This is a genomic window from Methylophaga sp. (genome assembly GCF_965655755.1).
Taxonomy (GTDB): domain Bacteria; phylum Pseudomonadota; class Gammaproteobacteria; order Nitrosococcales; family Methylophagaceae; genus Methylophaga.
In genome coordinates this window covers 11,757-34,350 of sequence record NZ_CBFHHW010000003.1, presented here as the reverse complement: position 1 = coordinate 34,350, position 22,594 = coordinate 11,757, and the positions used below count along the sequence as shown (strand labels likewise).

Genomic DNA, 22,594 nt, shown 5'->3' with positions numbered 1-22,594 from the left:
GGTGGATTTTTGTCCAACCTAGTGTTTGTCTATACTGACGTTTTATAAATCGTCGATTATTTATATGTTTCAGCAAAATCACCCTATTCTGTTCAGTTTTCGCCGTTGTCCTTATGCCATGCGAGCGAGGCTGGCCTTGGCTGCGAGTCAGATTCAGTGTGAACTCCGTGAAGTTGTACTCAAAGATAAACCCGAGGCACTACTAACACTTTCTGATAAAGCCACAGTTCCGGTTCTGCAGACAGTAAATGGTGACATCATTGACGAAAGCCTGGATATCATGTTTTGGGCTTTGAATCATAATGATCCCTATAACTGGTATCAGACGTTGGATAAGGGTAAAAAAGAACAGGCTGATAACTTAATCCGTCATAACGATGATGAGTTTAAATATTATCTGGACCGATATAAATACGCAGACCGTTATCCAGAACACACTGAGCAGTATTATCGTCAACAAGGTGAAAAAACACTGACAAGGCTGGAAAAATTATTGAACCAGCATGGTTGCTTACTACAGTCTGACTGGACTATTGCTGATATCGCACTTCTACCTTTTATCAGGCAGTTTGCTTTTGTGGACAAGGCCTGGTTTGAGCAATCACCCTATCCCGCTGTAAGACATTGGCTGGACAAATTTCTGCAAAGTGATTTGTTTAAAAGCATTATGCGCAAATACCCGCAATGGCATGCCGGGGATGACATCGCCTTATTTCCTTAGGGGCAGCGGGTCCGTGCTTCCGATTTCGGTAAATCATAAAATTGATACAGGCAGATCATGGATTTTTCATCAGCTGCTTCCACATCCATATTTCTCAATAACCTTTGCCATAAACTGATTCGTTCGCTGGTATCCACAAACTGCTCAGATTGCTGCTTTTTATTCAACCATAGTCCTTTTCCATTAAAACTATAAACAGGGTAAAGATCGTCTCGCTGAGTCGCCGGCAAAATATTGGTATTTAAATTATCCAGCACCAACGGTGTTGCCTTCGGATTTTCGTAATAACTCACCACCATATGCGCCTGATTTAATGCCAGTGCTTTGACATAGGTGAGACGCAACTTATCTTCTTCCATGCCCATTGACGTTAGTGTGAAAAATTTCGCTATGGAAAAATCCTCACAATCACCACCTCGAGTAACCAGCGTTTCAAGCGGCGTTGCCCAATAATCCTCCTGCTTCCAATGCACGATGTCATCAACAAAATTAAATTGATTCACAAAGTCATTGGTCGCTTTCAGGCGTCGCATATCCGACCAGTCCTGACCCGAATCAATTAATTGTTTCCACGCATTAACAGTGGCCTGAGTCTGGGGATTGATACCAGACTCTTTTTTGGGCGAAGAGGAACAGCCGACCAATATCGCTAAACTAATGAATGCCAACCATCTCATCATCACAGATTACTCTGCAGGTAGGGTAAAACGGATTCTTGCTGGGTCAAATAGGGCACAACACCTATACATGGCGCATCAATCCGCTGTTTCAACGTTTCTATGATTGCCTCAGACTCCGCCTCATCACTCAAATGATTGGCAACCCAACCAGCCAATTTCAGACCTTTTTGCTGTATTGCCTGGGCTGAAAGCAAAGCATGGTTAATGCATCCCAGTTTTATCGCCACCACGAGGACAACAGGCAAATCCAGCTTCTGAGCCAGATCGGCCATGGTGAAGTCATCATTCAGCGGGACGAGCCAGCCCCCCGCTCCTTCCACAACCACGGCATCAGCCTGTTGATCGATTTGTTGGTAGCTTTTCTTGATCGTATTTAAACAAATGTTCACTTCCGCCTTGGCGGCCGCAATATGCGGAGCAATCGCCGGTTCAAACGCATACGGGTTGACCATGGTGTAAGGCAACTTCACATCACTTTGCTCAATCATGGCCAGGGCATCTTCATTTTTCCAGATGCCATCACGCTTTTCACAACCACTGGCTATCGGCTTCATGCCAGCCGTTTTGAGCCCTTGTTGCTGAAGTAAGCGGATCAGTCCGACGCTGATACGGGTTTTTCCCACTTCTGTATCGGTTCCGGTAACAAAAACATGGTTCGGTATCATCGACGCTGAATCTCATTGATTGGTATATGAACACTGCCATCATCAGATGACTGTTGTCCGCGCTGTGTGATTTTCCAGCCATGACCGAACACAACTTCGTAACTGGCCGGAATCAAACCATCATGACGAAACTGTTCATACGCTTTAATGACATTTTTCATCACATCTTTTCCCGTCAGACCACGCCGTCGACCTTCATTAACATTATGCGCGCCTAATATTTTCAGATCGCGCATCATCGTCATCGCGGTTTCATAAGTGAGGGTATATGGCTCAACATCCAGTACACAGTCGGCTAAACCACTTGCCATCATCGCATCCCCCACATCGTGCATGTCATAAAACACATTCACATGGGGGTAGGCATCTGCCGCAGCCCAAGCCTGACGAAGTTCAGTTAAAGTATCAGGTCCAAGCGAAGTGAACATCAACAAACCATCCGCTTTGAGAACACGTTGTATTTCATGAAAACTTTGTCTGGGGTCACACCATTGCAATGCGAGATTAGCAAACACCAGATCAATACTATTATCGGCTAAAGGTAGGCTTTCCGCATCACCGGTAATGGTTTGCAGCGGTTTATTTTTGGGAAGCAATCGTTTTAATCCGAGATCATGCCGGAACCGTTTTTTGGCCTGATTTAACATGCCCGGAGCAATATCCATCGCGATGAGCTGAGCATCTGGATAACGCTGATGTAATAAGGCAAGATTTCGCCCGGTTCCGGCACCTAAATCGAGTATTTTTCGTGGTTTGATTTTCATCAAAGACAAACGATCCAGCAACTCATCGGCTGTTTGTCGCTGTAATACAGCAACATCATCATATTGACCTGCAGCTGCGGCAAATGACTGGGCGACCTTAAATTTGTCGGGACGATAATCAACCATCAATAAACTGTTCTATTAATTCCTGACAGCGCTGTGGCTGTGCAATAAACGGGGCATGACCCACCCCATCAATCATAGCGACACGGAGCGCAGGGTTAAGTTTTTTCGCCTGATCAGCCATTGACTCTGGAATCAAAGTATCACGTGTTCCCAGAATCAATTGCATCGGGCAGGAAGCATCGGACAAGGCTTGACGCATATCCGTATCCAGTAAAAGGGCTAAGCCCTGTTTTAATGCGTCCGGCTGAGGCTGAGGCTGGTTCGCTAACTGATCACTTAATGCCCGAATTGTTTCCCTGCTTTGTATCGAACCTTTCGCCTGTAACATCAAAAAACGCTGCAAGGTCTGCTTTTGATCGACATCAAGACTGGAAGCAAAATTCTCAAACACTGAAGGTTTCATTGCCGCAGGCCAGTCAGCATTACTGACAAACTTCGGCGTAGCAGCCATTAAAACCAGTTTACGTATTTTTTGCGGGTAAGCCTTATCCATGGCTAAACTAATCAAGCCGCCCAGAGACCAGCCAATCCACACCGCATTTTCCGGTGTATGTTGCTCAAGCTCAGCTAATAAAAAAGACAACTCAAACTGACCCTGCTGCCACTCACTATATCCATGACCGGGCAAGTCGACTAAATGCAGAGTAAAACGTTTCGCCAGCCCCTCAACAAGCGGATGCCAGACGCCGCTATGCATGCTCCAGCCATGCAGTAATACTAAATCAGGTCCATGACCTACGATCTTAATGTGCACAAGCCTGCTCCAGCGCTGACAGCAGACTATTTACATTCTCGGCTGTGTGAGCAGCTGAGAATGTAATTCTTAATCTAGCGGAATTCTTCGGTACAGTGGGCGGACGAATCACGCCGACTAACAGGCCATTCTGTTCCAGCTGTTTGCCAACGGCGACTGCCTGTTTATCATCACCAATGACGACGGGTTGGATCGGTGTAATTGAGGGCATTAAATCCAGCCCAAGCTGTTTTGCACCCAACCGAAATTGCTCAATCAAATCCTGTAAATGCTCACGCCGCCAGTTTTCTGATTCCACCAGTTTCAGACTCGCCAATGTTGCCGCGGCGATAGCCGGGGGCTGAGCGGTGGTGTAGACATAACTTCGGGCTTGTTGAATCAAGGTTTCAATCACGACTTCATCCGCGGCCACAAACGCACCACCGGTACCAATGGCCTTACCTAACGTACCCACCACGATGGGGGCTTTGTCTGCGGGAAGCTTAAAATGTGATACCGTGCCACGACCACCTTCACCGATAACGCCGAAACCATGCGCATCATCAATCAAAACGGCGGCCCGATGTTGCTCGGCTAAGGACAGAAGTTCAGGTAATGGCGCGATATCACCGTCCATACTGAAGACGCCGTCACTGACAATCAGACGGTGTTTTGCTGACGCAGCGTTGTGTAAACGATTATGCAATCGACCCATATCCGCATGAGGAAAACGTAATTGCTCCGCTTCCGTCATGCGACCGCCATCTAATAAAGACGCATGGTTGAGCTTATCCTGAATAACGACATCACCCCGCCCCATCAGGCCGTCTATCACACCGAGATTGGCCATATAACCTGTGGAGAACAGCAACACGCGCTCCTGCCCGGTAAACTCGGCCAGAGTCTCTTCCAGTGCTTGATGATAGGCGCTATGTCCGGTTAACAGATGAGCGGCACCGCTGCCGACACCTTCGCGATCCACCGCCTGTTTGAAGGTTCGCTTAATCTCAGGATGGGCCGCAAGACCAAGATAATCATTACTGCAGAACGACAGCATCGGCTTACCATCAACCACAACGTTAACGCCCTGCTCACCCGAGCGCAGGCGTGATTGACGGTAAAGCGCCGCCGCTTTACGGTCAGATAAAGCGGCGTGTAATTCTTTTTGCCAGGGTAGCTGTGCCACTCGTGCTTAACAATTTAAGCCGCTGAACACTGCTTTTCGGATTTTTCTTCACCTACCCAAGGTGTAATACCGAGGCGTTTGAATAGTTGTTGATCGCGATTGGTGTCAGGGTTATCTGTGGTCAACAGTTTTTCACCATAGAAAATTGAGTTGGCACCTGCAAGGAAGCACATCGCCTGCATTTCATCCGTCATATTTTCACGACCGGCGGATAAACGCACAAAGGATTTCGGCATCATGATGCGTGCCACAGCAATGGTGCGAACAAACTCAAGCGAGTCAAGATTTTCAATTCCATTGAGCGGAGTGCCCTCTACCTGAACCAACAGATTAATAGGCACACTTTGCGGTTGTGTGGGTAGGTTAGCCAGACTGATCAACAAGCCGGCACGATCACCACGTTCTTCGCCCATGCCCACAATACCGCCACTACACACGTTAATACCGGCCTCACGCACGTGGCTTAATGTGTTCAAACGATCTTCATAGGTGCGCGTTGTGATGATGTCGCCGTAATATTCCGGTGAAGTATCCAGATTGTGGTTGTAGTAATCCAGACCGGCTTCTTTCAGGCGTTTAGCTTGATGCTCTTCCAGCATGCCCAGCGTCACACATGTTTCTAGGCCCAGACCTTTTACGCCCTCAACCATCTCGGCAACACGCTCCAGATCACGGTCTTTCAGGTTACGCCAGGCAGCGCCCATACAAAAACGGCTCGCCCCCGCATCTTTGGCGTCATTCGCCGATTTCATGACTTCATCTAACGGCATTAAAGGTTCGGCTTTAACCGCAGAAGGATGATGGGCACTTTGCGGACAATACCCACAATCTTCTGCACAGCCACCCGTTTTAATACTTAACAAGGTGCTTATTTGAACAGCATTCGCATCAAAATTTTGGCGATGGACGGTTTGTGCTTGAAAAAGCAGATCATTAAATGGCAACGCAAATAGCGCTTCTACTTCTTCTTGTTTCCAGTCGTTTCGAATAGTCGCTTGGGTTTCTGCTACATTCTCAGGCATGATGACTCTTCACTAATTTAATGGATTGAATTGGGTAATGGCCATGGCTATATTCAGCTCACTGACACATCAATTGCAGGAATTATACAGGAAAGTATTTCCAATACCTTGTTTGCTCTGTGGGCTAGCGAGTGATCAACATAGTCTATGTCAGGCCTGCATTGCGGAATTACCGGTCGTCGGGCAAGCTTGTGTTCGCTGTGCTATCCCATTGGAAAATGCGCAAATATGTGGTCGTTGCCTACAATCAGCGCCTTATCAGGATATTAGTTTCAGCCTTTACCGCTACGAAGGAGGTGTCAGGCGTTGCATAACAGCATTCAAATACAACAAACAACTCCATCTCGGCCCCTTATTTGCCAACAAAATGGCTGAACAACTGTCTTCACGCAGCCGACTTCCTGATTGTCTTGTCTCTATCCCTCTACATCCCCGACGTATTCGTCAACGAGGTTATAATCAGTCTGCTGAAGTCGCTAAAGACCTGGCTTTGGCATTAAACCTCAATTACCGTCCAGACTTGTTGCGACGTGTCAGGTTTACTCTGTCTCAGAGTGAATTACCCTTTAAACAACGTAAAAAAAATATGCGTAATGCGTTTGCTTGCACAAACACTCAGGTGCCCAAACATATCGCAATTATCGATGATGTAATGACATCTGGTTTTACAGTCGGTGAAGCTGCCAGGCTATTAAAGCGCCAGGGTGTTGAAATTATTGAAGTATGGACAATTGCACGTGCAATAAGCCATTATTAAGACTTAGCTCACAATTTCGCTCAAATAAGGCGTTTGGATGCAAGATATCGCCATTTTACAAGCTCGTCTGGATGAACTGCTTCGTATCGCCAAAAGTAATGAGCGTAAACAAGACAATTTTCAGCAATATGAGCTGGCGCTATTAAATAGTGCCAGTCTGGAGCAATTGTTCAGCATTATTCTGGATCAGCACAAAGAGCGCTTTCAACTGACCGAAGTCACCTTACTACTCTATGATCCTGAATATGAGCTGCAACGCCTTATACAGGCCAAAGTAGTTAAACAACGCTGGCCTAACCGTTTGATCTTCACCGAGTCGGCGCATTTAGTTTCCCAGTACTTCAGTCCACAGCAAAAACCGCGTCTGGTCAACTTTTCGCCACATCAACATGCTTTCCTGTTCCCGGATCATGACCAACTCGGTTCAGTAGCTCTACTTCCGCTCATTCGTCAGAATGAGCTAATAGGGAGTTTAAATCTCGGCAGTCGAAACCCTAGACGGTTTGAGAATAATATCGGTACACAATTTCTGGAACATTTAGCGGCCGTTGTCTCAGCCTGTATTGAAAATGCCCGTTTACATGAACATATCAAACTGGTTGGATTACGCGACCCTCTAACGGGCATAAATAATCGTCGTTTTTTTGATCAGCGCCTGCTTGAAGAGGTCAGCCGTGCCAACCGCTTTGACACTGACCTTTCCTGCTTGTTTATCGACTTGGATCACTTCAAACGAGTCAACGACCTGTATGGCCATCAGGCGGGCGATGCCGTTTTAAAACAGGTGTCAGACCTTTTGAATGACAGACTCAGAAATAGTGATGTGTTGGCACGTTATGGTGGCGAAGAATTTGTCATCCTGTTATCGCATACTGCCAGCAAAGAAGCCTGTGAAATTGGGGAACAAATTCGCAAGAGAGTGCATGCCACCCATTTTTCCATTCCGAATGGAAAGAGGATCACTGTCACCTTATCAATTGGCCTTGCCACTATGACTAAAGATGGCATCATACAGAATGAAAAACAACTCATTGCTGCGGCAGATCAGGCTGTTTATGCAGCTAAACTGTCGGGCCGTAATACATTAATGCAGGCACCCTGAATGTTACTGGCAACCTTTGCTTTCAATATCTCTCTGGTTGTTATTTGCGTGTTAATTCACTACGAAACGCTGTATCAACTAGCGAAAAGATTACCTGTGGTGCACATCTCTCCGCGAAGACGCATTTTAGTGGGCGTTATGGTCATTCTGCTTGCACATATTCTCGAAATATCGCTGTTTGCATTAGGCTATTATGCAATGGTTCATCTTGGTGACTTTGGCACATTGATGGGTAATACAAATCTCAGTCTAATCGATTGCAGCTATTTTTCATTCACAACCTATACCACGCTGGGTTTTGGGGATATTGAACCCATCGGGTATTTGCGATTTCTTACCGGCATGGAGTCATTGACGGGCCTGGTGATGATTACGTGGTCAGCCTCGTTCCTGTTTATAGAAATGCAGAAATACTGGCCTAAACGCTAACTTTATTGCAGGTATCAGCCATGAGTAGAACCGAAGAGCTTCTCCAACAAATCCGACAACTGGAAGAGAAGCTCAGAGTTGAACTGAATCAACGAAGTCAGGTTATCGGCTTTAAAATTAAAGGTAAAAAAGTCACCTTTGAACGTTCAATAAAACTTGAACATAAACGGCGAAAACTCGGTGCATGGCGCTGGTTATTCGGTGTCAGACCACTCAATCTCATCACTGCACCCATTATTTATACAATGGTCATTCCGTTGCTGATGGTCGATCTTTTGGTCAGTTTCTATCAGTACACCTGCTTTCCGATCTATGGCATCCATACCGTAAAACGTGGTGATTACATTGTGTTTGATCGTCATCGTTTAAACTTTCTCAATATGTTTGAACGCCTACACTGTCTTTATTGCGCTTATGGCAATGGTGTTGTCGCGTATATTCGCGAAGTGCTGGCGCGTACTGAACAATATTTCTGTCCCATTAAACACGCTCACAAAGTATTGGGCACACACGATCGATATTACCAATTTATCGAGTACGGCGATGCCAATGATTACCACCAGCGGGTTGAAAATTATCGAGAAAAGCTCGCTAAAGAAGAATAAGGGAATTTAGATGAAGCAAGCGCTTTTTACAGCCATCTTTTTGCCAGCTGACCAGCCGGTCAGAGCATCGCTGTAGCGACTGACAAATTCGAGTGTATAAATACCGGTTAAACAGATTTTCAGCTGTCTCCTGAAAGCGACGTGAAAAACATTACCAACCTTATCAACACTTTGATAAATCTCAGCGTGAAGTCCTGCGGAGGACGACACACACATTAAGCTTAAAACCAGCCTGACAAGAATACGCATCTACTTCTTCCTTGAAACAAGGCAAAAGTTACATCAACGCCTGTAATTTAGATAGCGCATCTTGTTGTTGCACAACCTGTTGACGTAAAGTGTTGATTAACTGTTTCAACATCGAAGCGACCGAGTCAAAACTCGGCCCATGCGTTTCGGTATGGGCTGCTTCAACAGAAGAGCATATCGCCAGATAATCACCTTTTCTGATCGCGGTTGGTAATGCTGATAAAGCATTATCGAGCTGTCTGAGTAGTGGTTTTTGTGCTGCATCATCCAGCCCATTACGCAACTGATTCAGGGCGAAATGAGCCTGCTGCACATCACTATTAATATCCTGACCCAACTGCTGTATCGCTTGTGTCAAAACGCGGAAAGCATCCCCCTCCGTGCCTGCTCGTGCTGCGGAACTCACCGCGTTGGAAGACAGTAGATGCATCTTTTTCAATAAAGGCTGCATTTTATCGAGTTCTTTTTCCAGCGCAATTATTTGCTGCTGCCGATGTTCCTGCTGCACCTCTGATAATGAACGCGTCATACAGTCACCGTAAAGGCGTAATGAAGAACAATACCTGCAAACAGACAGCCACCAAGCCAATTATTATTCAGAAATGCCTGTAAACAGGCCTTAGGCTCGCGGTGTCTGCTCAAAAATTGCTGATACGTAAAAAAGCCAACCGCCGTAACTAAAGCGAGGTAATAAATCCAGCTCATCTGTAACTGATGTCCAATCACGGCCATCATCAAAATATAACTCACCTGCAACACGCCCTGTATTGTCAGGTCATCATCACCAAATAATACCGCCGTCGATTTAATACCAGCGAGCAAATCATCCTCACGGTCAGCCATCGCATAAAACGTGTCATACACCGTGGTCCAGATAATATTTGCCAGGAATAATAACCACGCAATAATAGGTACTGTCTCAGTCTGGGCCGCAAACGCCATTGGTATCGCCCAACCAAACGCAACCCCCAGATAGAGCTGCGGTAAGTGGGTATACCGCTTCATAAACGGATAGCTCGCCGCCAGCACCACGGCCACCACAGACATCCAAATGGTCATGGTATTTAATAATGAGACAAGAAAAAATGCGATAATGGCTAACACCACAAATAACATCACAGCATCTTTAGCTTCCAATTCTCCCGTTGCAAGAGGTCGGGACTGGGTTCGCCATACTTTGCCGTCAATTTCCCGATCCGCAAAATCATTAATCGCACAGCCGGCAGAACGCATCAGAATGACGCCAAAGATAAACACTATTAATACGGTAAGATCTGGAAAACCTTCAGCAGCAATCCATAGCGCACTCAATGTCGGCCACAGCAGTAATAAAATGCCGATCGGTCGATCCAACCGCATCAATCTCATATAAGGCCAGATAGTCTGCTTCATTTTGCTCACTGATTGCTCCATTTATCGGATGGCAGAAAGACTTCATTAACCAATATTTTTTTATCCTCAATATAAAAACACGAACGCCGCGCCCACAGAAACTCGGGCTGTATCGTCAACCGCTTAGTGGCCAGTTCAAACAGAAACTGACCGGGTTGAAGGCAGGCAACCTGAATCGGTCTACGCTTTAAACCCGGCTGATTGAACAGCATCTCTCCGAGAGATTGGTTACCCAGAGAATCGAACCGCTGAGTTCTGGCAAAGTAGGTATTCATAGGCACCACCGTACGGGCATAGATCTGTGGCTTTTCACCGTCCATTAGATACACTTCCCGCTCAAAAGCATGCTTTTCTCTGGCCTGCCCCAACAACAAAGCCTCATCCGGCAAAGGCCGTTGCCATTGGCTGGACAATAATTCCACAGAGAAATCATGCTGACAGGACTGCTGCAACAAACGCGTCAGCGAACCAGTATCGGTCAGCCAATCCCGTAAGGCCGGAGGTAATGATTGCATCAAAGGCAACTGCCATCGGGTCCAGTGCTTCATTTTTATCCTATTAAATTAGACATTACCGAAATCGAGTTTATGCGCAAACCACCGGTTAACCAAAGCATCCGCCTGTTCAGGCGCTTCTTGTAGCATGACTTGCGAGGCTTTATCCATCACCGATAACAAATCCTGATCTTCAATTAAGTCTGCGACACGAAACTGCGGCAAGCCAGTCTGACGTGTGCCTAACACCTCCCCTGGTCCGCGTATTTCCAAGTCACGTTGCGCAATCTTAAAACCATCATTTGTTTCACGCAGGCATTTGAGACGTGCTTGCCCATTCTCAGATAGCGGGGGATGATACATCAATACACAGTGACTCTCGATCTGTCCACGTCCGACCCGGCCTCGTAACTGGTGCAACTGTGCCAGTCCGAGTCGCTCTGCATTCTCAATCACCATCAAACTGGCATTGGGTACATCAACACCAACCTCAATCACTGTGGTGGCTACGAGCATATCCAGTTGCCCTGCCTTGAAGGCAGTCATAACGGTGTCTTTATCTTTGGTTTTCATTCGTCCATGAACCAGTCCAATTCGCAGATCCGGCAAACAAGCCTGCAGCGTGGTAGCGGTGTCTTCTGCAGCCTGACACTGAAGGTGTTCAGACTCCTCAATCAGCGTGCACACCCAATAAACCTGACGTTGTTGCTGACAAGCAGCATGCACACGTTTAATGACGTCCTCACGGCGGTTATCAGGCAACACGACGGTAGTGACAGGTGTTCTCCCAGGTGGCATTTCATCAATAATGGAAACGTTCAAATCGGCATACGCCGTCATTGCGAGCGTTCGCGGTATGGGGGTTGCTGTCATAACCAATTGATGTGGCATTGAATCAACCTCACGTCCTTTATCACGCAGTGCTAGGCGTTGATGCACACCAAACCGGTGCTGCTCATCAATTATCACAAGGCCAAGATTGTTAAAGACCACTTCATCCTGAAATAAAGCATGGGTTCCGACCGCCACTCTGATTTCACCTGACTGCAATTTCTGTAATATCTGCTTACGTTCTGATGCAGTCTGTTTACCTGCACACCAGCCGACTTCCATATCTAGTGGCGCAAGCCAGTTCAAAAATGTTCGAAAATGCTGTTCGGCTAATAATTCCGTCGGCGCCATCATCACAGCCTGACAACCTGCTGCAACGGCTTCTATCGCAGCTAATGCTGCCACCACAGTCTTGCCAGAACCTACATCGCCCTGAACAAGTCGCTGCATGGGGTGCGGTTCAACCATATCCTGCAAGATTTCGTTGATTACCCGTTGCTGTGCATTGGTCAAAGGGAAAGGCAATGTATCCAACAACTGCTGACGTTTATCTTGTTCCGCTTTTAACACTGGTGATGTGTGATGCTGGGTTTGTGCCCGAAGCTTTTTCATGGTCAACTGCTGCGCCAGTAACTCTTCATAAGCCAGTCTTTTCTGAGCGGGATGATGACGTTCCAGTAATTGTTGGACAGCAGCATCAGGGGGAGGTTGATGCACATATTTCAATGCATCAACCAGTGAATAATCAGCGCTTTGATGAAGACGGGCGGATGCGGTTAATAATTCAGGCATGCTTTCCTGATCGAGACAACTCAACGCTTGTTTAATCAACTTACGCAAAGATAGTTGATGCAAACCTTCGGTCGTCGGATAAATCGGTGTCAGCTCATTATCAACTGGCACCACACCGGCATCGGCTAGTAATTGATATTCAGGATGCACCATCTCCAGTGAGGACGGTCCGGTACGAACTTCACCAAAGCAGCGAATACGCCTCCCCTTTTCCAGTTGTTGCTGTTGTGATTTTGAAAAGTGAAAGAAGCGCAGAACAATAGCGCCAGTGCCATCCGATACATGACATAACAGCGAGCGACGGCGACCGAATTTGACCTGGGATAATTGAACCGTACCTTCAATCAGGACTTCCTGCTGCGGTTGCAAAGCCCCCAGCGGCATAAGCCGGGTGCGATCCTGATAGCGAAGGGGCAGATGAAACAGCAGGTCCTGCACCTGCTGTACACCAATTTTTGTGAGGCGTTCGGCTACTTTTCCACCGACGCCTTTTAATGCAGTAACGGGCTGCGATAAAAGTTTATCGACCACCTCAGCCGCTCAATCCTGACGTCGTTTAATCAGTACCAAGGTGCAAAACAGCATCCATTTCTACCGGGACATCTTTTGGCAGAGAGGCGACACCAATGGCGGCACGTGCCGGATAAGGTTGCTCGAAATAATCCATCATAATCTCATTGACAGTGCCGAAATGACTTAGATCTGTCAGGAAAATGTTTAATTTAACGATATCCTGCAGACTTCCACCTGACGCTTTCGCCACAGCAGAAAGATTATCAAACACGCGCCGCACCTGAGCTGAAAAGTCACCCTCCAGCACAGTCATGGTTTCAGGGACCAAAGGAATCTGGCCTGACATATAGACAACATCCCCGACTTTTACAGCCTGCGAATAAGGTCCAATCGCTTCAGGGGCATCAGTACTATGAATAATTTCGCGTGTCATTAAAATCTCCATCAAAAGCCGCATACGCGACATAAGTTAGTTAATACGGGTGATTCTTTCAACCATTTCCAGGCCACGTAGACGACGGATAACACGAGCAAGATGTTGGCGGTCCATGACTTCAATAGTTAGACGTAAATCAGAATAACCACCATCCTTTTCATCTACTACAACATTATCGATATTAGAATCGGCTTCCGACACCGTCGACGCAATCGTCGCTAAAACACCACGCTGATTTTTGACATGAACCATGATATCGACTGGGAAATCACGTTCCACATCCGGTGACCATGTCACATCCAGCCATTTCTCATTCTGCACACGCAGATGCGAAGTGTTTTTACAGCCACGCTGGTGAATGATGATGCCTCGTCCGGTACTGACATAGCCATGAATCGGATCCCCCGGAATCGGATGACAACAACGGGCAAAACTGACAACCATACCTTCGGTACCCGCGATCATGAGTGCCTGAGGTTCTTTATCCGGCGTCGAGTCATTGACGAGTTTCTGTGCAACTAATAACGCAGAGTGATTACCCAGACCAATATCCTGCAACAAATCATCAAACTGTTTCAGTTCAAACTCATGAACCAGATCATTAATGCGTTCAACCGGCACATCATCCAGACTGGTTGAAAATGCCGTCAGATGCTTATTCAGCAGACGTCGCCCCAATAATACGGCCTCTTCTGTTTGTAAGTTCCGCAGGTAATGACGAATATTCGTCCGGGCTTTTGCCGTCACCACAAAGTTGAGCCAGGCAGGATTGGGGTGAGATGCCGGAGAGGTAATAATTTCAACGGACGCGCCTGTTTCCAGTTGTGTACTTAACGGTACCAGGTGACGCCCTACACGTGCTGCTACACAGCTGTTTCCGACATCACTGTGTACGGCATAAGCGAAATCTACAGCTGTAGCGTTACGCGGCAGGGTCAAAATCTCACCTTTCGGCGTAGAAACGTATATTTCATCCGGGAACAAATCGATACGCAGATTTTCCAGAAACTCCATTGAGTCACCGGACCCTTTCTGCATTTCCAGAATACCCTGCAACCATTGTCTTGCTTTACGGTGAGCCAGATTGTTGCCCACAGTTTCACCCGTTTTATAGAGCCAGTGCGCCGCTACCCCAGCTTCCGCCATATGATCCATATTGCGGGAACGGATTTGCACCTCAATCGGCACACCATACGGGCCAAAGAGAACCGTGTGCAAAGACTGATAACCGTTAGCTTTGGGGATCGCTATATAGTCTTTGAATTTACCCTGAACGGGTTTATATAAATTGTGTACAACACCCAGCATTCTGTAACAGGCATCAACGTCGTCGACAATGATACGGAAGGCATAAACATCCATCACTTCAGAAAACGACAGTTGTTTACTGACCATTTTCTTGTAAAGGCTATAAAGGTTTTTCTCGCGCCCCTGAATATCCGCGCTCAGACCTTCCTGTTCCATTCGGTTCAGGATTGAAGCAGTGATCTGGGTGACAATCTCTTTACGATTACCGCGCGCTTTTCGCACAGCATCCTGCAGAACCCGATAACGAATCGGATAAAGCACGTGGTACCCCAAATCTTCCAGTTCGCAACGCATCAGATTCATCCCCAGTCGTTGGGCAATCGGTGCATAAATATCGAGGGTTTCGTGGGCAATACGACGGCGTTTTTCGGGACGTAAATGGCCCAAAGTACGCATATTATGGAGACGGTCAGCGAGCTTAACGATGATAACGCGGATATCTCGCGACATCGCCAACAGCATTTTGCGAAGATTTTCAGCCTGAGCGTGTTTTTGTGTTTCGAACGCCGCTTTGGCCAGTTTGGTAACACCTTCAACAAGTTCGGCAACTTCTTCGCCAAACTCGGCAATCAATTCTTTTTTGGTTAACGCCGTGTCTTCTATCACATCGTGAAGTAAACCAGCCATGATGCATTCATAGTCCATATGCATCATAGCCAGTACGTGTGCTACCGCAAGCGGGTGCGTAATATAACGTTCACCACTACGGCGAGTTTGGCCTTCATGTGCATTATCTGCAAAGTGATAGGCACGCCGAATTGAATCGACCTGCCCTGTTTCCAGATAATTGGAGGTAGCAAAACATAAATCATCAATAGTAAGTTTTGGTTCTGATTCCTGGATAAAATCCAGTTCAGAAGCGACTGATGGTTTTGCGCTCACAAACTTTATTCTTCGGTTTGAAGTTCTTCTTCGCTGACAATACTTTCTTCAGCATGCTGACGCGCACTGGTTTTGGTCAAAATTTCGCGACCGACTAAACCGGCTGCGATTTCACGCAATGCCAGTACTGTTGGCTTGTCGTTATCAACGTCGACCATTGGATCGTCACCCATTGCAATTTCACGTGCACGTTTCGATGCAACCAACACCAGTTGGAAACGGTTATCAACGTTTTCCAAACAATCTTCTACTGTGGTACGAGCCATATTAATTCCCCGGGATGGTAAACAAGTAATTCTACGAAATATCAGCGTTTTAAGCCAGTAATTCTGCTATTAATGCTGATTGTTTTTGCTTTTGTGTATCGATGGTCTGACGCTTTGCAAGGATAATGGCAGTCAGTTTTTCCAGCGCCAAAGCGAAATCATCATTCACGATCAGGTAATCAAACTCGACATAGTGCGAAATTTCTTTTTCTGCATCACGCATCCGACGTTGAATGACCTCTTCATTATCCTGACCGCGATCGCGCAAACGTTGTTCCAGTGTCGCTTTCGAAGGTGGCAGAATAAAGATACCTATTGAATCAGCAAAATTGTGTCGCACCTGCTGCGCGCCCTGCCAATCAATTTCAAGAATGACATCCAGACCTTCTTCCAGAAGTCCTTCGACAGTTTCAGCCGATGTGCCGTAACTATTATCAAACACGGTAGCAGATTCAAGGAACGCGTTTTTATCACGCATTTGCGCAAAAGTATCCTGACTCACGAAATGGTAATCCCGCCCATCCTGTTCACCATCACGTGGTGGACGTGTGGTGTGTGAAATCGACAGACGAATATCATCATGTGCTGCCACTAATGCGTTGACCAAACTAGTTTTACCAGCTCCAGATGGCGCTGCAACAATAAATAAACTTCCCTTCATGCCCAACAACTCAACCGTTTAAATTCATTATTCAGATGACTATTAAATCACAGTCTGTGAATGGTTCTCAGTGACCACCAGCACATTATACGCATGGCAACGGTAAATGAACGTTTGGTAGCGCAAAAATCAGTGATAAGCACTCTCAAGCATATGGCGCGGGTCTGAGCTCAGCTCTCTGGATATAAAAGCCCCTTGTTGAGGCTATTCGATATTCTGGATCTGTTCACGCATTTGTTCGATCAACACTTTCAGATCGACTGAAAACCGGGTGGTATCGGTATCAATTGACTTAGACCCTAAAGTATTGGCTTCGCGATTAAGTTCCTGCATCAGAAAGTCGAGGCGACGGCCAATGGGTTCATCACGCTGCAACACCAGATTGACCTCATTGACATGACTCTGCAGTCGGTCCAGTTCTTCTGCAACATCGCTTTTCTGGGCCAGCAAGACTATTTCCTGTTCAAGTCTTTCCGCTTCAATGCTGACCTGCAACTCCGCAATACGGTCCTGTAGTTTCTGACGATGGGTTTGCAGAATCTCCGGCATGCGTTGACGCACTTGTTCTGCAATATCATTGATTTGCGCACAGCGCTGTTCAATCATTTTTTGCAGTGATGCCCCTTCACGTTCACGGGTAGCAAGCAAATCAGTCAATGCTTTTCGTAATGACGCCATCAACAGGGCATTTAATGCCTCTTGATCCAACGTTTGCGTTTGAATTACACCCTGCCATTGCAACACCTTCATCAAGTCTAACGGCGCGGCGTTGTCAGCACACTCAGCCAGTTGCTGATACTGATTGATGACCGTATTCGCCAGCGCATCATTGATATCGAGTTGATCCTGCTGATGTTCCGGCGCTTTATAACGTAGTGATACCTCCACTTTCCCACGACTCAATGTATCTGAAATCAGCTTTCGCATAGTCATTTCCATCGGCCTGAAGCTTTCTTCCAGACGAAATGCGACTTCCAGATAGCGGTGATTCACCGAACGAATTTCCCATTGAAGGGTACCAAGATCTGTTTGCTCCTCATGGCGGGCAAACGCTGTCATGCTTCGAGTCACTAAGTGAGATTCCATATTTTGGTTAGACAATTGTACATCTTACCCAAAAGCTCCTGCGGCTGTCGTGCTTCGCAGGTATAATGACGCAATTTGATTGAGGAAAGAGTTAATTATGCGTCCTAGTGGTCGTCAGGCAAATGAGTTAAGACAAGTTACCATCACCCGCAACTACACCATGCATGCTGAAGGTTCAGTATTGGTTGAGTTCGGCGATACCAAAGTATTGTGTACCGCATCGGTCGAAGAACGCATTCCACCTTTTTTGAGAGGTTCCGGTGAAGGCTGGGTAACAGCTGAATACGGTATGTTGCCACGTTCCACTGGAAGTCGGATGCAGCGTGAAGCCGCCCGAGGTAAACAAGGTGGCCGCACCATGGAAATTCAGCGTCTTATTGGTCGTTCTTTGCGTGCAGCTATTAACCTGAAAGCACTGGGTGAGCGTAGTATCACTATCGATTGTGATGTTATTCAGGCTGACGGCGGTACCCGCACAGCATCAATTACTGGCGCATTTGTGGCATTGCAGGATGCGGTACAACATTTGATTAAAACCAAGAAACTCAAAAAAAGTCCGCTATTTGGTCAGGTGGCATCGGTTTCTGTCGGTATTCATAATGGCATGCCGGTATTGGATCTCGATTATGCCGAAGACTCCTCTGCTGAAACCGACATGAATGTAGTCATGAACGATGCCGGGGCGTATATTGAATTACAGGGTACAGCAGAAGGTCACGCCTTCCGTGCTGATGAATTGCAATCCATGCTGGATTTAGCCAGTCATGGCATTGAGCAATTGATGGTCAAACAAAGAGAAGCATTGGCTGAATCATGAAAAAGATTGTGCTGGCAAGCGGAAATAAGGGTAAGTTGCGCGAATTCGCGCAGCTACTCATCCCGTTAAATATCAGCATCGTGCCTCAGTCAGAACTGAATGTTATTGAGGCAGAAGAAACCGGACTGAGTTTTGTCGAAAACGCCATTATTAAAGCACGTAATGCCTGCAAACAAACTGGGTTGCCGGCTATTTCTGATGATTCCGGTATCGAAGTTGATGCCTTGCAGGGTGCACCGGGTATTTTTTCCTCACGCTACGCCGGATCGGGCGCCAGTGACCAAGATAATATCAACACTCTGTTAAAGGCGATGAAAGATGTGCCAGACACAGAGCGCAGTGCACGATTCCAATGCGTCGTCGTCTATATGCGCCATGCTGACGATCCTACTCCCCTAATCTGTCAGGGCACATGGCATGGTCAGATTATGCAACAACAGTCAGGCGATGGTGGCTTTGGTTATGACCCGATCTTTTTTGTTGCCGAAACTGAAACCAGTGCTGCTGAGCTGACTGCCGATCAAAAGCATGCCATCAGTCATCGCGGTCAGGCTATGCGTCATTTTATTTCAGAATTTCAGTACGCCCGTCATTTGCCTTGAGAACCACGACGTGGTTGCTCTCAAATGACAGTACCGTCCCGAAAAGCTCTCTGGTGGTTTAGTATGCTAGGTAGTTTTCTGCTTTCAGCCTGTGCAATAAAACCATACTCTGAACAAGCTATCACCCCGATTCGCTTAAACAGCAATGTTCATGAAGCCTGGGATACCACATTTCGCTCTTTTGTCGGTTTCCCCACACCCGAGTTATTCTCTGTTTGTCACGACCTGAGCTGTCACAGTATTAGTCAAGTTCATTTCAGCACACAACAATGGCAGCGAGTAGAAGCGATATTTAACCCAGCCGCGACAAGCGCTGAAATGGAACGACAACAGATTAAACAGGCAATAGCTTTACTTGAAAACATCGTCGGAAAGCAGATTGGAACTGACGTTGATCATGCGGAAAATCATCTGACTGGCAGCCGGCAGGGTCAACTTGACTGTATTGATGAAGCTACCAATACCAGTGTTTATCTACGCCTTATCGAAACCGAAAACTTATTAAGTTGGCACCAAACAGCATCACGCACATCACGAGGCCCCTTGTCCGGACAAGCACCACATAACACAGCCACAATTATCGATATCGCTCAAAAACAACGTTACGCCGTAGATGCTTGGTTCGGGGCTAATGGCGAACCACCGGCAATCATATATTTATCTGATTGGTATCAGGGTTGGCGTCCGGATAAAAACTGATATGTTTAACTTTACTGCTCTACCCCCTCTTAGTCTCTATATCCACGTGCCATGGTGTGTACGTAAATGTCCTTACTGTGATTTCAATTCCCATAAGAGTCCAGAAAAAATACCTGAGAAGGCTTACATTGACGCGTTGCTCCGAGATTTAGAACAAGAGGTTCCATTAATCTGGGGACGAACGATACAGACCATCTTCATCGGCGGTGGAACCCCCAGTCTGTTATCCGCTGACGCCTATGACCGCCTATTTTCAGGTATTCGTGCCTTATTGCCGCTTCACCACGATGCGGAGATCACACTGGAAGCCAATCCCGGCACATTAGAGTCAGGTCGTTTCAAAGATTTTTATGATCTGGGCATCAATCGATTATCGATTGGTATACAGAGCTTTAATGATGATGCATTGAGTAAGCTGGGTCGCATTCATAACAGTAAGCAGGCTATTAAAGCCGTCGAAGCCGCACATGATGCCGGCTATGATAATTTCAATCTGGATTTAATGTTTGGTCTACCCGGCCAGGATCAGACAAAAGCTGCTGCGGATGTAGAAACGGCAATTGCTTTGGAACCGGCACATATTTCCTATTATCAGCTGACAATTGAACCTAACACCCTGTTTTACGCTCAGCCACCCAGCTTGCCCGATGACGACCCTATCTATGACTGGCAACTGCAGAATCAAGCACGCCTTGCTCAGGCAGGTTACATACAGTATGAAACCTCAGCCTATGCTCAAAAAGGCCATCAGTGTCGGCATAATGTGAATTATTGGCAGTTTGGTGACTACATCGGCATCGGTGCTGGCGCACACGGAAAAATCAGCAGTGCCTCGCCACAGCAAATTCAACGTCGGGTTAAACACAAACAGCCACAGGCTTTCCTCGATACCGCAGGCACAGAAGAAGTGCTGTTGGAACAGGTGTTTGTACACGAAAATGAAGTTGGATTTGAGTTCATGCTTAACGCAATGCGTTTATTGAATGGTGTTCCAACCCCGTTATTTCAGCAACATACCGGTGTGCCAATATCAAAGGTTAAGCAGGCACTCCAGCGAGCAGAAGAGTTGGAGTTGTTAGAACATACTATCAGCCGAATTCACCCTACCGAAAAAGGGCAACGATACCTTAACAGCCTGATTGAGCTATTTTTGACGGCGTAGTATGCTTAAAACTAATCATTCAAGGAGCAAGCCAATGCCGAAAATCAGCATTATGGTTACCGGATTCATTCTGATGTTATCGATGGCGGCTGCGCAAGCAGAAGTTATCTCTATCGCTGACCCACGTTATGACGTACCCAATAACAGCGCTGGCGTCATTCGCCCCACCCAAGGCATGAATATGTCACAGGTCGAACAAAAATTTGGTCAGCCTACAGAAAAGTTTCCTGCTGTGGGTGAGCCACCTATTTCACGCTGGCAATATGGTGAATTTGACGTTTTCTTTGAATATGACAAAGTGATTCATTCTGTCATTAATCGATAAGTGAAAGTCCGCTCCGTCAACATCTCTCTGCCCAAACCGGTTCAATACAAAGATAAAACAATCTTAACCGGTATTTTCAAACAAGCTGTCCATGAGCGAATTACTGTGACGCCGCTGAACCTTAAAGGCGATCAGCAGGTGGACTTAAAAAACCATGGTGGTGAGCACAAGGCCGTTTATGGATTTTCCAGTGATCATTATTTATTCTGGCAAAACAAGCTGGCTTTAGATAATTTACCCTTTGGCAAGTTTGGTGAAAACCTGACAATTGATGGGCTTGATGAAACCGTTTTATGTATCGGCGATCAGATTCAGGTGGGCCAGAGTTTGCTCGAGATTACCCAACCACGTGTTCCCTGCTTCAAGTTAGGTCTCGCATTTGAACTGAACGAGATGCCACGCCTGTTTGTTGAAAATGCGGCCACCGGTATTTATTTCCGAGTGATTGAAACCGGTTCAGTCGGGGCCGGCGACGCTGTATATCGCATTGCAGCCGATCCTGAAGAACTGACTGTTCAGCAGTTATTCAAAGCCTATTTTGACAAGACTATGCCCGCAGATGAAAAACGTCGAAGACTCCAGCGTGCTCTGAAAATTGATGCTTTATCAATGGAATGGCGGGAAAAAGTAGAAACAAGACTCGCTCAGTCTTGAGTCGGTTCGGGTTCAATCCCTAAGAAACGACGTAATGCCCATTTAGGAACCGTCCCCATTCGCGCATGATGCAAGGAGTCTGACTCAATCACAATCAGCACTAGCACGCTCACCAAGGTGGGTAATAAGCCCAAACCACCGATCATTGCATAGACGGCTTCTTTCATCATGCCCAAATGCGTTTTCCCCAGCCAACCCAGCGTAGAGACAGTGACCAATAGCACAAGAATCATGAAGAAAAAGGTACTCCACCGCCGTGCTACCTGCCAGTGTACCCAGACAAATTCACTGTCTTCGCGCTTTAGCTGACTAGAACGGTAAAAAGTATATGCCAGTGCCGAAAATGAGAAAAACGGCACTAACATCATATACTGAATATAGCTCGGGCCGAACGTTGCAACTGCAGTAAACACAAGAATATGATTACCGATCAGATTACTCAGAAAAATATCATGCGGTCGTTTTGCCGCAATGATTTCCTGCTCAGTCGGCTCCGGTACAGTCGTCATTTAATCGGCCATATTATTCATAATGGCATCACGAACGGCATCCAGTTCTGCATTCACAGTGACAACAGAAGAGGTACTTTGTTTAATTGCCGTATCAGGGTCTTTTAAACCATGGCCCGTCAGCGT

General features: G+C 46.6%; 28 protein-coding genes and 1 pseudogene. 11 read left to right on the top strand and 18 right to left on the bottom strand.

The window, feature by feature from the left end; genetic code table 11:
* Positions 1–64 precede the first annotated feature (64 nt).
* On the top strand, positions 65–721 hold the full coding sequence (locus tag ACTF5U_RS01850) for a glutathione S-transferase (protein ID WP_438969930.1): 657 nt from the start codon (positions 65–67) through the stop codon (positions 719–721).
* On the opposite strand, the gene ACTF5U_RS01845 is transcribed toward ACTF5U_RS01850, so the two are convergent.
* Genes ACTF5U_RS01845 through bioB form a run of 6 tightly spaced genes read right to left on the bottom strand, consistent with a single transcriptional unit; the run spans position 718 to position 5,897 of the window.
* A complete protein-coding gene (locus ACTF5U_RS01845) occupies positions 718–1,401 on the bottom strand; it encodes a transglutaminase-like cysteine peptidase (protein WP_438969929.1) in 684 nt (227 codons plus the stop codon). The two genes, ACTF5U_RS01850 and ACTF5U_RS01845, sit on opposite strands and share 4 nt — an antisense overlap.
* A complete protein-coding gene (bioD, locus tag ACTF5U_RS01840) occupies positions 1,401–2,066 on the bottom strand; it encodes a dethiobiotin synthase (protein ID WP_438969928.1) in 666 nt (221 codons plus the stop codon). The genes ACTF5U_RS01845 and bioD overlap by 1 nt, the downstream gene beginning before the upstream one ends.
* Positions 2,063–2,956, bottom strand: coding sequence for a malonyl-ACP O-methyltransferase BioC (bioC, locus tag ACTF5U_RS01835; protein ID WP_438970011.1), 894 nt, complete (start codon positions 2,954–2,956; stop codon positions 2,063–2,065). The genes bioD and bioC overlap by 4 nt, the downstream gene beginning before the upstream one ends.
* Positions 2,949–3,710 (bottom strand): pimeloyl-ACP methyl ester esterase BioH, encoded by a 762-nt coding sequence (gene bioH, locus ACTF5U_RS01830; protein ID WP_438969927.1) that lies wholly within the window; start codon positions 3,708–3,710, stop codon positions 2,949–2,951. Before bioH ends, bioC begins: the two co-directional genes overlap by 8 nt.
* Positions 3,700–4,875 (bottom strand): 8-amino-7-oxononanoate synthase, encoded by a 1,176-nt coding sequence (gene bioF, locus ACTF5U_RS01825; RefSeq protein WP_438969926.1) that lies wholly within the window; start codon positions 4,873–4,875, stop codon positions 3,700–3,702. The genes bioH and bioF overlap by 11 nt, the downstream gene beginning before the upstream one ends.
* A 14-nt stretch (positions 4,876–4,889) precedes the next feature.
* Positions 4,890–5,897 (bottom strand): biotin synthase BioB, encoded by a 1,008-nt coding sequence (bioB, locus tag ACTF5U_RS01820; protein WP_438969925.1) that lies wholly within the window; start codon positions 5,895–5,897, stop codon positions 4,890–4,892.
* A 43-nt stretch (positions 5,898–5,940) separates the two neighbouring features.
* On the opposite strand from bioB, the gene ACTF5U_RS01815 reads away from it, so the two are divergent.
* Genes ACTF5U_RS01815 through ACTF5U_RS01800 form a run of 4 tightly spaced genes read left to right on the top strand, consistent with a single transcriptional unit; the run spans position 5,941 to position 8,790 of the window.
* Complete coding sequence (locus tag ACTF5U_RS01815) at positions 5,941–6,654, top strand: ComF family protein (RefSeq protein ID WP_438969924.1); 714 nt, start codon at positions 5,941–5,943, stop codon at positions 6,652–6,654.
* Positions 6,655–6,691: 37 nt separating this feature from the next.
* Positions 6,692–7,756 (top strand): DUF484 family protein, encoded by a 1,065-nt coding sequence (locus ACTF5U_RS01810; protein ID WP_438969923.1) that lies wholly within the window; start codon positions 6,692–6,694, stop codon positions 7,754–7,756.
* The gene (locus ACTF5U_RS01805) at positions 7,757–8,185 is read left to right on the top strand and encodes a potassium channel family protein (RefSeq protein ID WP_438969922.1); all 429 of its coding nucleotides are present in this window, start codon (positions 7,757–7,759) and stop codon (positions 8,183–8,185) included.
* Positions 8,186–8,205: 20 nt separating this feature from the next.
* Positions 8,206–8,790: a hypothetical protein gene (locus ACTF5U_RS01800; protein ID WP_438969921.1), complete on the top strand. Its 585-nt coding sequence runs from the start codon at positions 8,206–8,208 to the stop codon at positions 8,788–8,790.
* 6 nt (positions 8,791–8,796) lie between these two features.
* Here ACTF5U_RS01800 and ACTF5U_RS01795 read toward each other — a convergent pair whose 3' ends face one another.
* The 10 genes from ACTF5U_RS01795 to ACTF5U_RS01750 all read right to left on the bottom strand — a co-directional run bounded on the left by ACTF5U_RS01795 (position 8,797) and on the right by ACTF5U_RS01750 (position 17,673).
* Positions 8,797–9,039 (bottom strand): hypothetical protein, encoded by a 243-nt coding sequence (locus ACTF5U_RS01795; protein ID WP_438969920.1) that lies wholly within the window; start codon positions 9,037–9,039, stop codon positions 8,797–8,799.
* 28 nt (positions 9,040–9,067) lie between these two features.
* Positions 9,068–9,568, bottom strand: coding sequence for a hypothetical protein (locus ACTF5U_RS01790; protein ID WP_438969919.1), 501 nt, complete (start codon positions 9,566–9,568; stop codon positions 9,068–9,070).
* Positions 9,565–10,431: a 4-hydroxybenzoate octaprenyltransferase gene (gene ubiA / locus ACTF5U_RS01785; RefSeq protein WP_438970010.1), complete on the bottom strand. Its 867-nt coding sequence runs from the start codon at positions 10,429–10,431 to the stop codon at positions 9,565–9,567. The genes ACTF5U_RS01790 and ubiA overlap by 4 nt, the downstream gene beginning before the upstream one ends.
* Before the next feature lie 5 nt (positions 10,432–10,436).
* Complete coding sequence (locus ACTF5U_RS01780; RefSeq protein WP_438969918.1) at positions 10,437–10,979, bottom strand: chorismate--pyruvate lyase family protein; 543 nt, start codon at positions 10,977–10,979, stop codon at positions 10,437–10,439.
* Between the two features lie 15 nt (positions 10,980–10,994).
* A complete protein-coding gene (gene recG / locus ACTF5U_RS01775; protein WP_438969917.1) occupies positions 10,995–13,079 on the bottom strand; it encodes an ATP-dependent DNA helicase RecG in 2,085 nt (694 codons plus the stop codon).
* 25 nt (positions 13,080–13,104) lie between these two features.
* Entirely contained in the window at positions 13,105–13,494 is a 390-nt protein-coding gene (locus ACTF5U_RS01770; protein ID WP_438969916.1) for a RidA family protein, read from the bottom strand.
* A gap of 36 nt (positions 13,495–13,530) precedes the next feature.
* Positions 13,531–15,687: a RelA/SpoT family protein gene (locus ACTF5U_RS01765; RefSeq protein ID WP_438969915.1), complete on the bottom strand. Its 2,157-nt coding sequence runs from the start codon at positions 15,685–15,687 to the stop codon at positions 13,531–13,533.
* 5 nt (positions 15,688–15,692) lie between these two features.
* Entirely contained in the window at positions 15,693–15,953 is a 261-nt protein-coding gene (gene rpoZ, locus ACTF5U_RS01760; protein ID WP_438969914.1) for a DNA-directed RNA polymerase subunit omega, read from the bottom strand.
* Between the two features lie 49 nt (positions 15,954–16,002).
* Complete coding sequence (gmk, locus tag ACTF5U_RS01755; RefSeq protein ID WP_438969913.1) at positions 16,003–16,614, bottom strand: guanylate kinase; 612 nt, start codon at positions 16,612–16,614, stop codon at positions 16,003–16,005.
* Between the two features lie 204 nt (positions 16,615–16,818).
* Positions 16,819–17,673: a YicC/YloC family endoribonuclease gene (locus tag ACTF5U_RS01750; protein WP_438969912.1), complete on the bottom strand. Its 855-nt coding sequence runs from the start codon at positions 17,671–17,673 to the stop codon at positions 16,819–16,821.
* 124 nt (positions 17,674–17,797) lie between these two features.
* Between ACTF5U_RS01750 and rph the strand changes: the two genes are divergently transcribed.
* From rph to ACTF5U_RS01720, 6 genes are all read left to right on the top strand, one after another.
* Positions 17,798–18,517 carry a ribonuclease PH gene (rph, locus tag ACTF5U_RS01745; protein ID WP_438969911.1) on the top strand — a complete coding sequence of 240 codons (720 nt, stop codon included), beginning with the start codon at positions 17,798–17,800 and terminating at the stop codon, positions 18,515–18,517.
* Entirely contained in the window at positions 18,514–19,119 is a 606-nt protein-coding gene (gene rdgB, locus ACTF5U_RS01740) for an RdgB/HAM1 family non-canonical purine NTP pyrophosphatase (protein ID WP_438969910.1), read from the top strand. The genes rph and rdgB overlap by 4 nt, the downstream gene beginning before the upstream one ends.
* Positions 19,120–19,182: 63 nt before the next feature.
* Entirely contained in the window at positions 19,183–19,818 is a 636-nt protein-coding gene (locus tag ACTF5U_RS01735; protein WP_438969909.1) for a hypothetical protein, read from the top strand.
* A gap of 1 nt (position 19,819) precedes the next feature.
* Positions 19,820–20,980, top strand: a complete 1,161-nt coding sequence (gene hemW / locus ACTF5U_RS01730) for a radical SAM family heme chaperone HemW (RefSeq protein WP_438969908.1) — start codon at positions 19,820–19,822, stop codon at positions 20,978–20,980.
* A gap of 34 nt (positions 20,981–21,014) precedes the next feature.
* A complete protein-coding gene (locus tag ACTF5U_RS01725; protein ID WP_438969907.1) occupies positions 21,015–21,305 on the top strand; it encodes a hypothetical protein in 291 nt (96 codons plus the stop codon).
* Positions 21,306–21,959, top strand: a complete 654-nt coding sequence (locus ACTF5U_RS01720; RefSeq protein ID WP_438969906.1) for an MOSC domain-containing protein — start codon at positions 21,306–21,308, stop codon at positions 21,957–21,959.
* Here ACTF5U_RS01720 and ACTF5U_RS01715 read toward each other — a convergent pair.
* Both ACTF5U_RS01715 and ACTF5U_RS01710 read right to left on the bottom strand, forming a co-directional pair.
* The gene (locus ACTF5U_RS01715; protein WP_438969905.1) at positions 21,950–22,468 is read right to left on the bottom strand and encodes a hypothetical protein; all 519 of its coding nucleotides are present in this window, start codon (positions 22,466–22,468) and stop codon (positions 21,950–21,952) included. The genes ACTF5U_RS01720 and ACTF5U_RS01715 overlap by 10 nt on opposite strands.
* A pseudogene (locus ACTF5U_RS01710) lies at positions 22,469–22,594 on the bottom strand (threonine synthase); the annotation flags it as partial.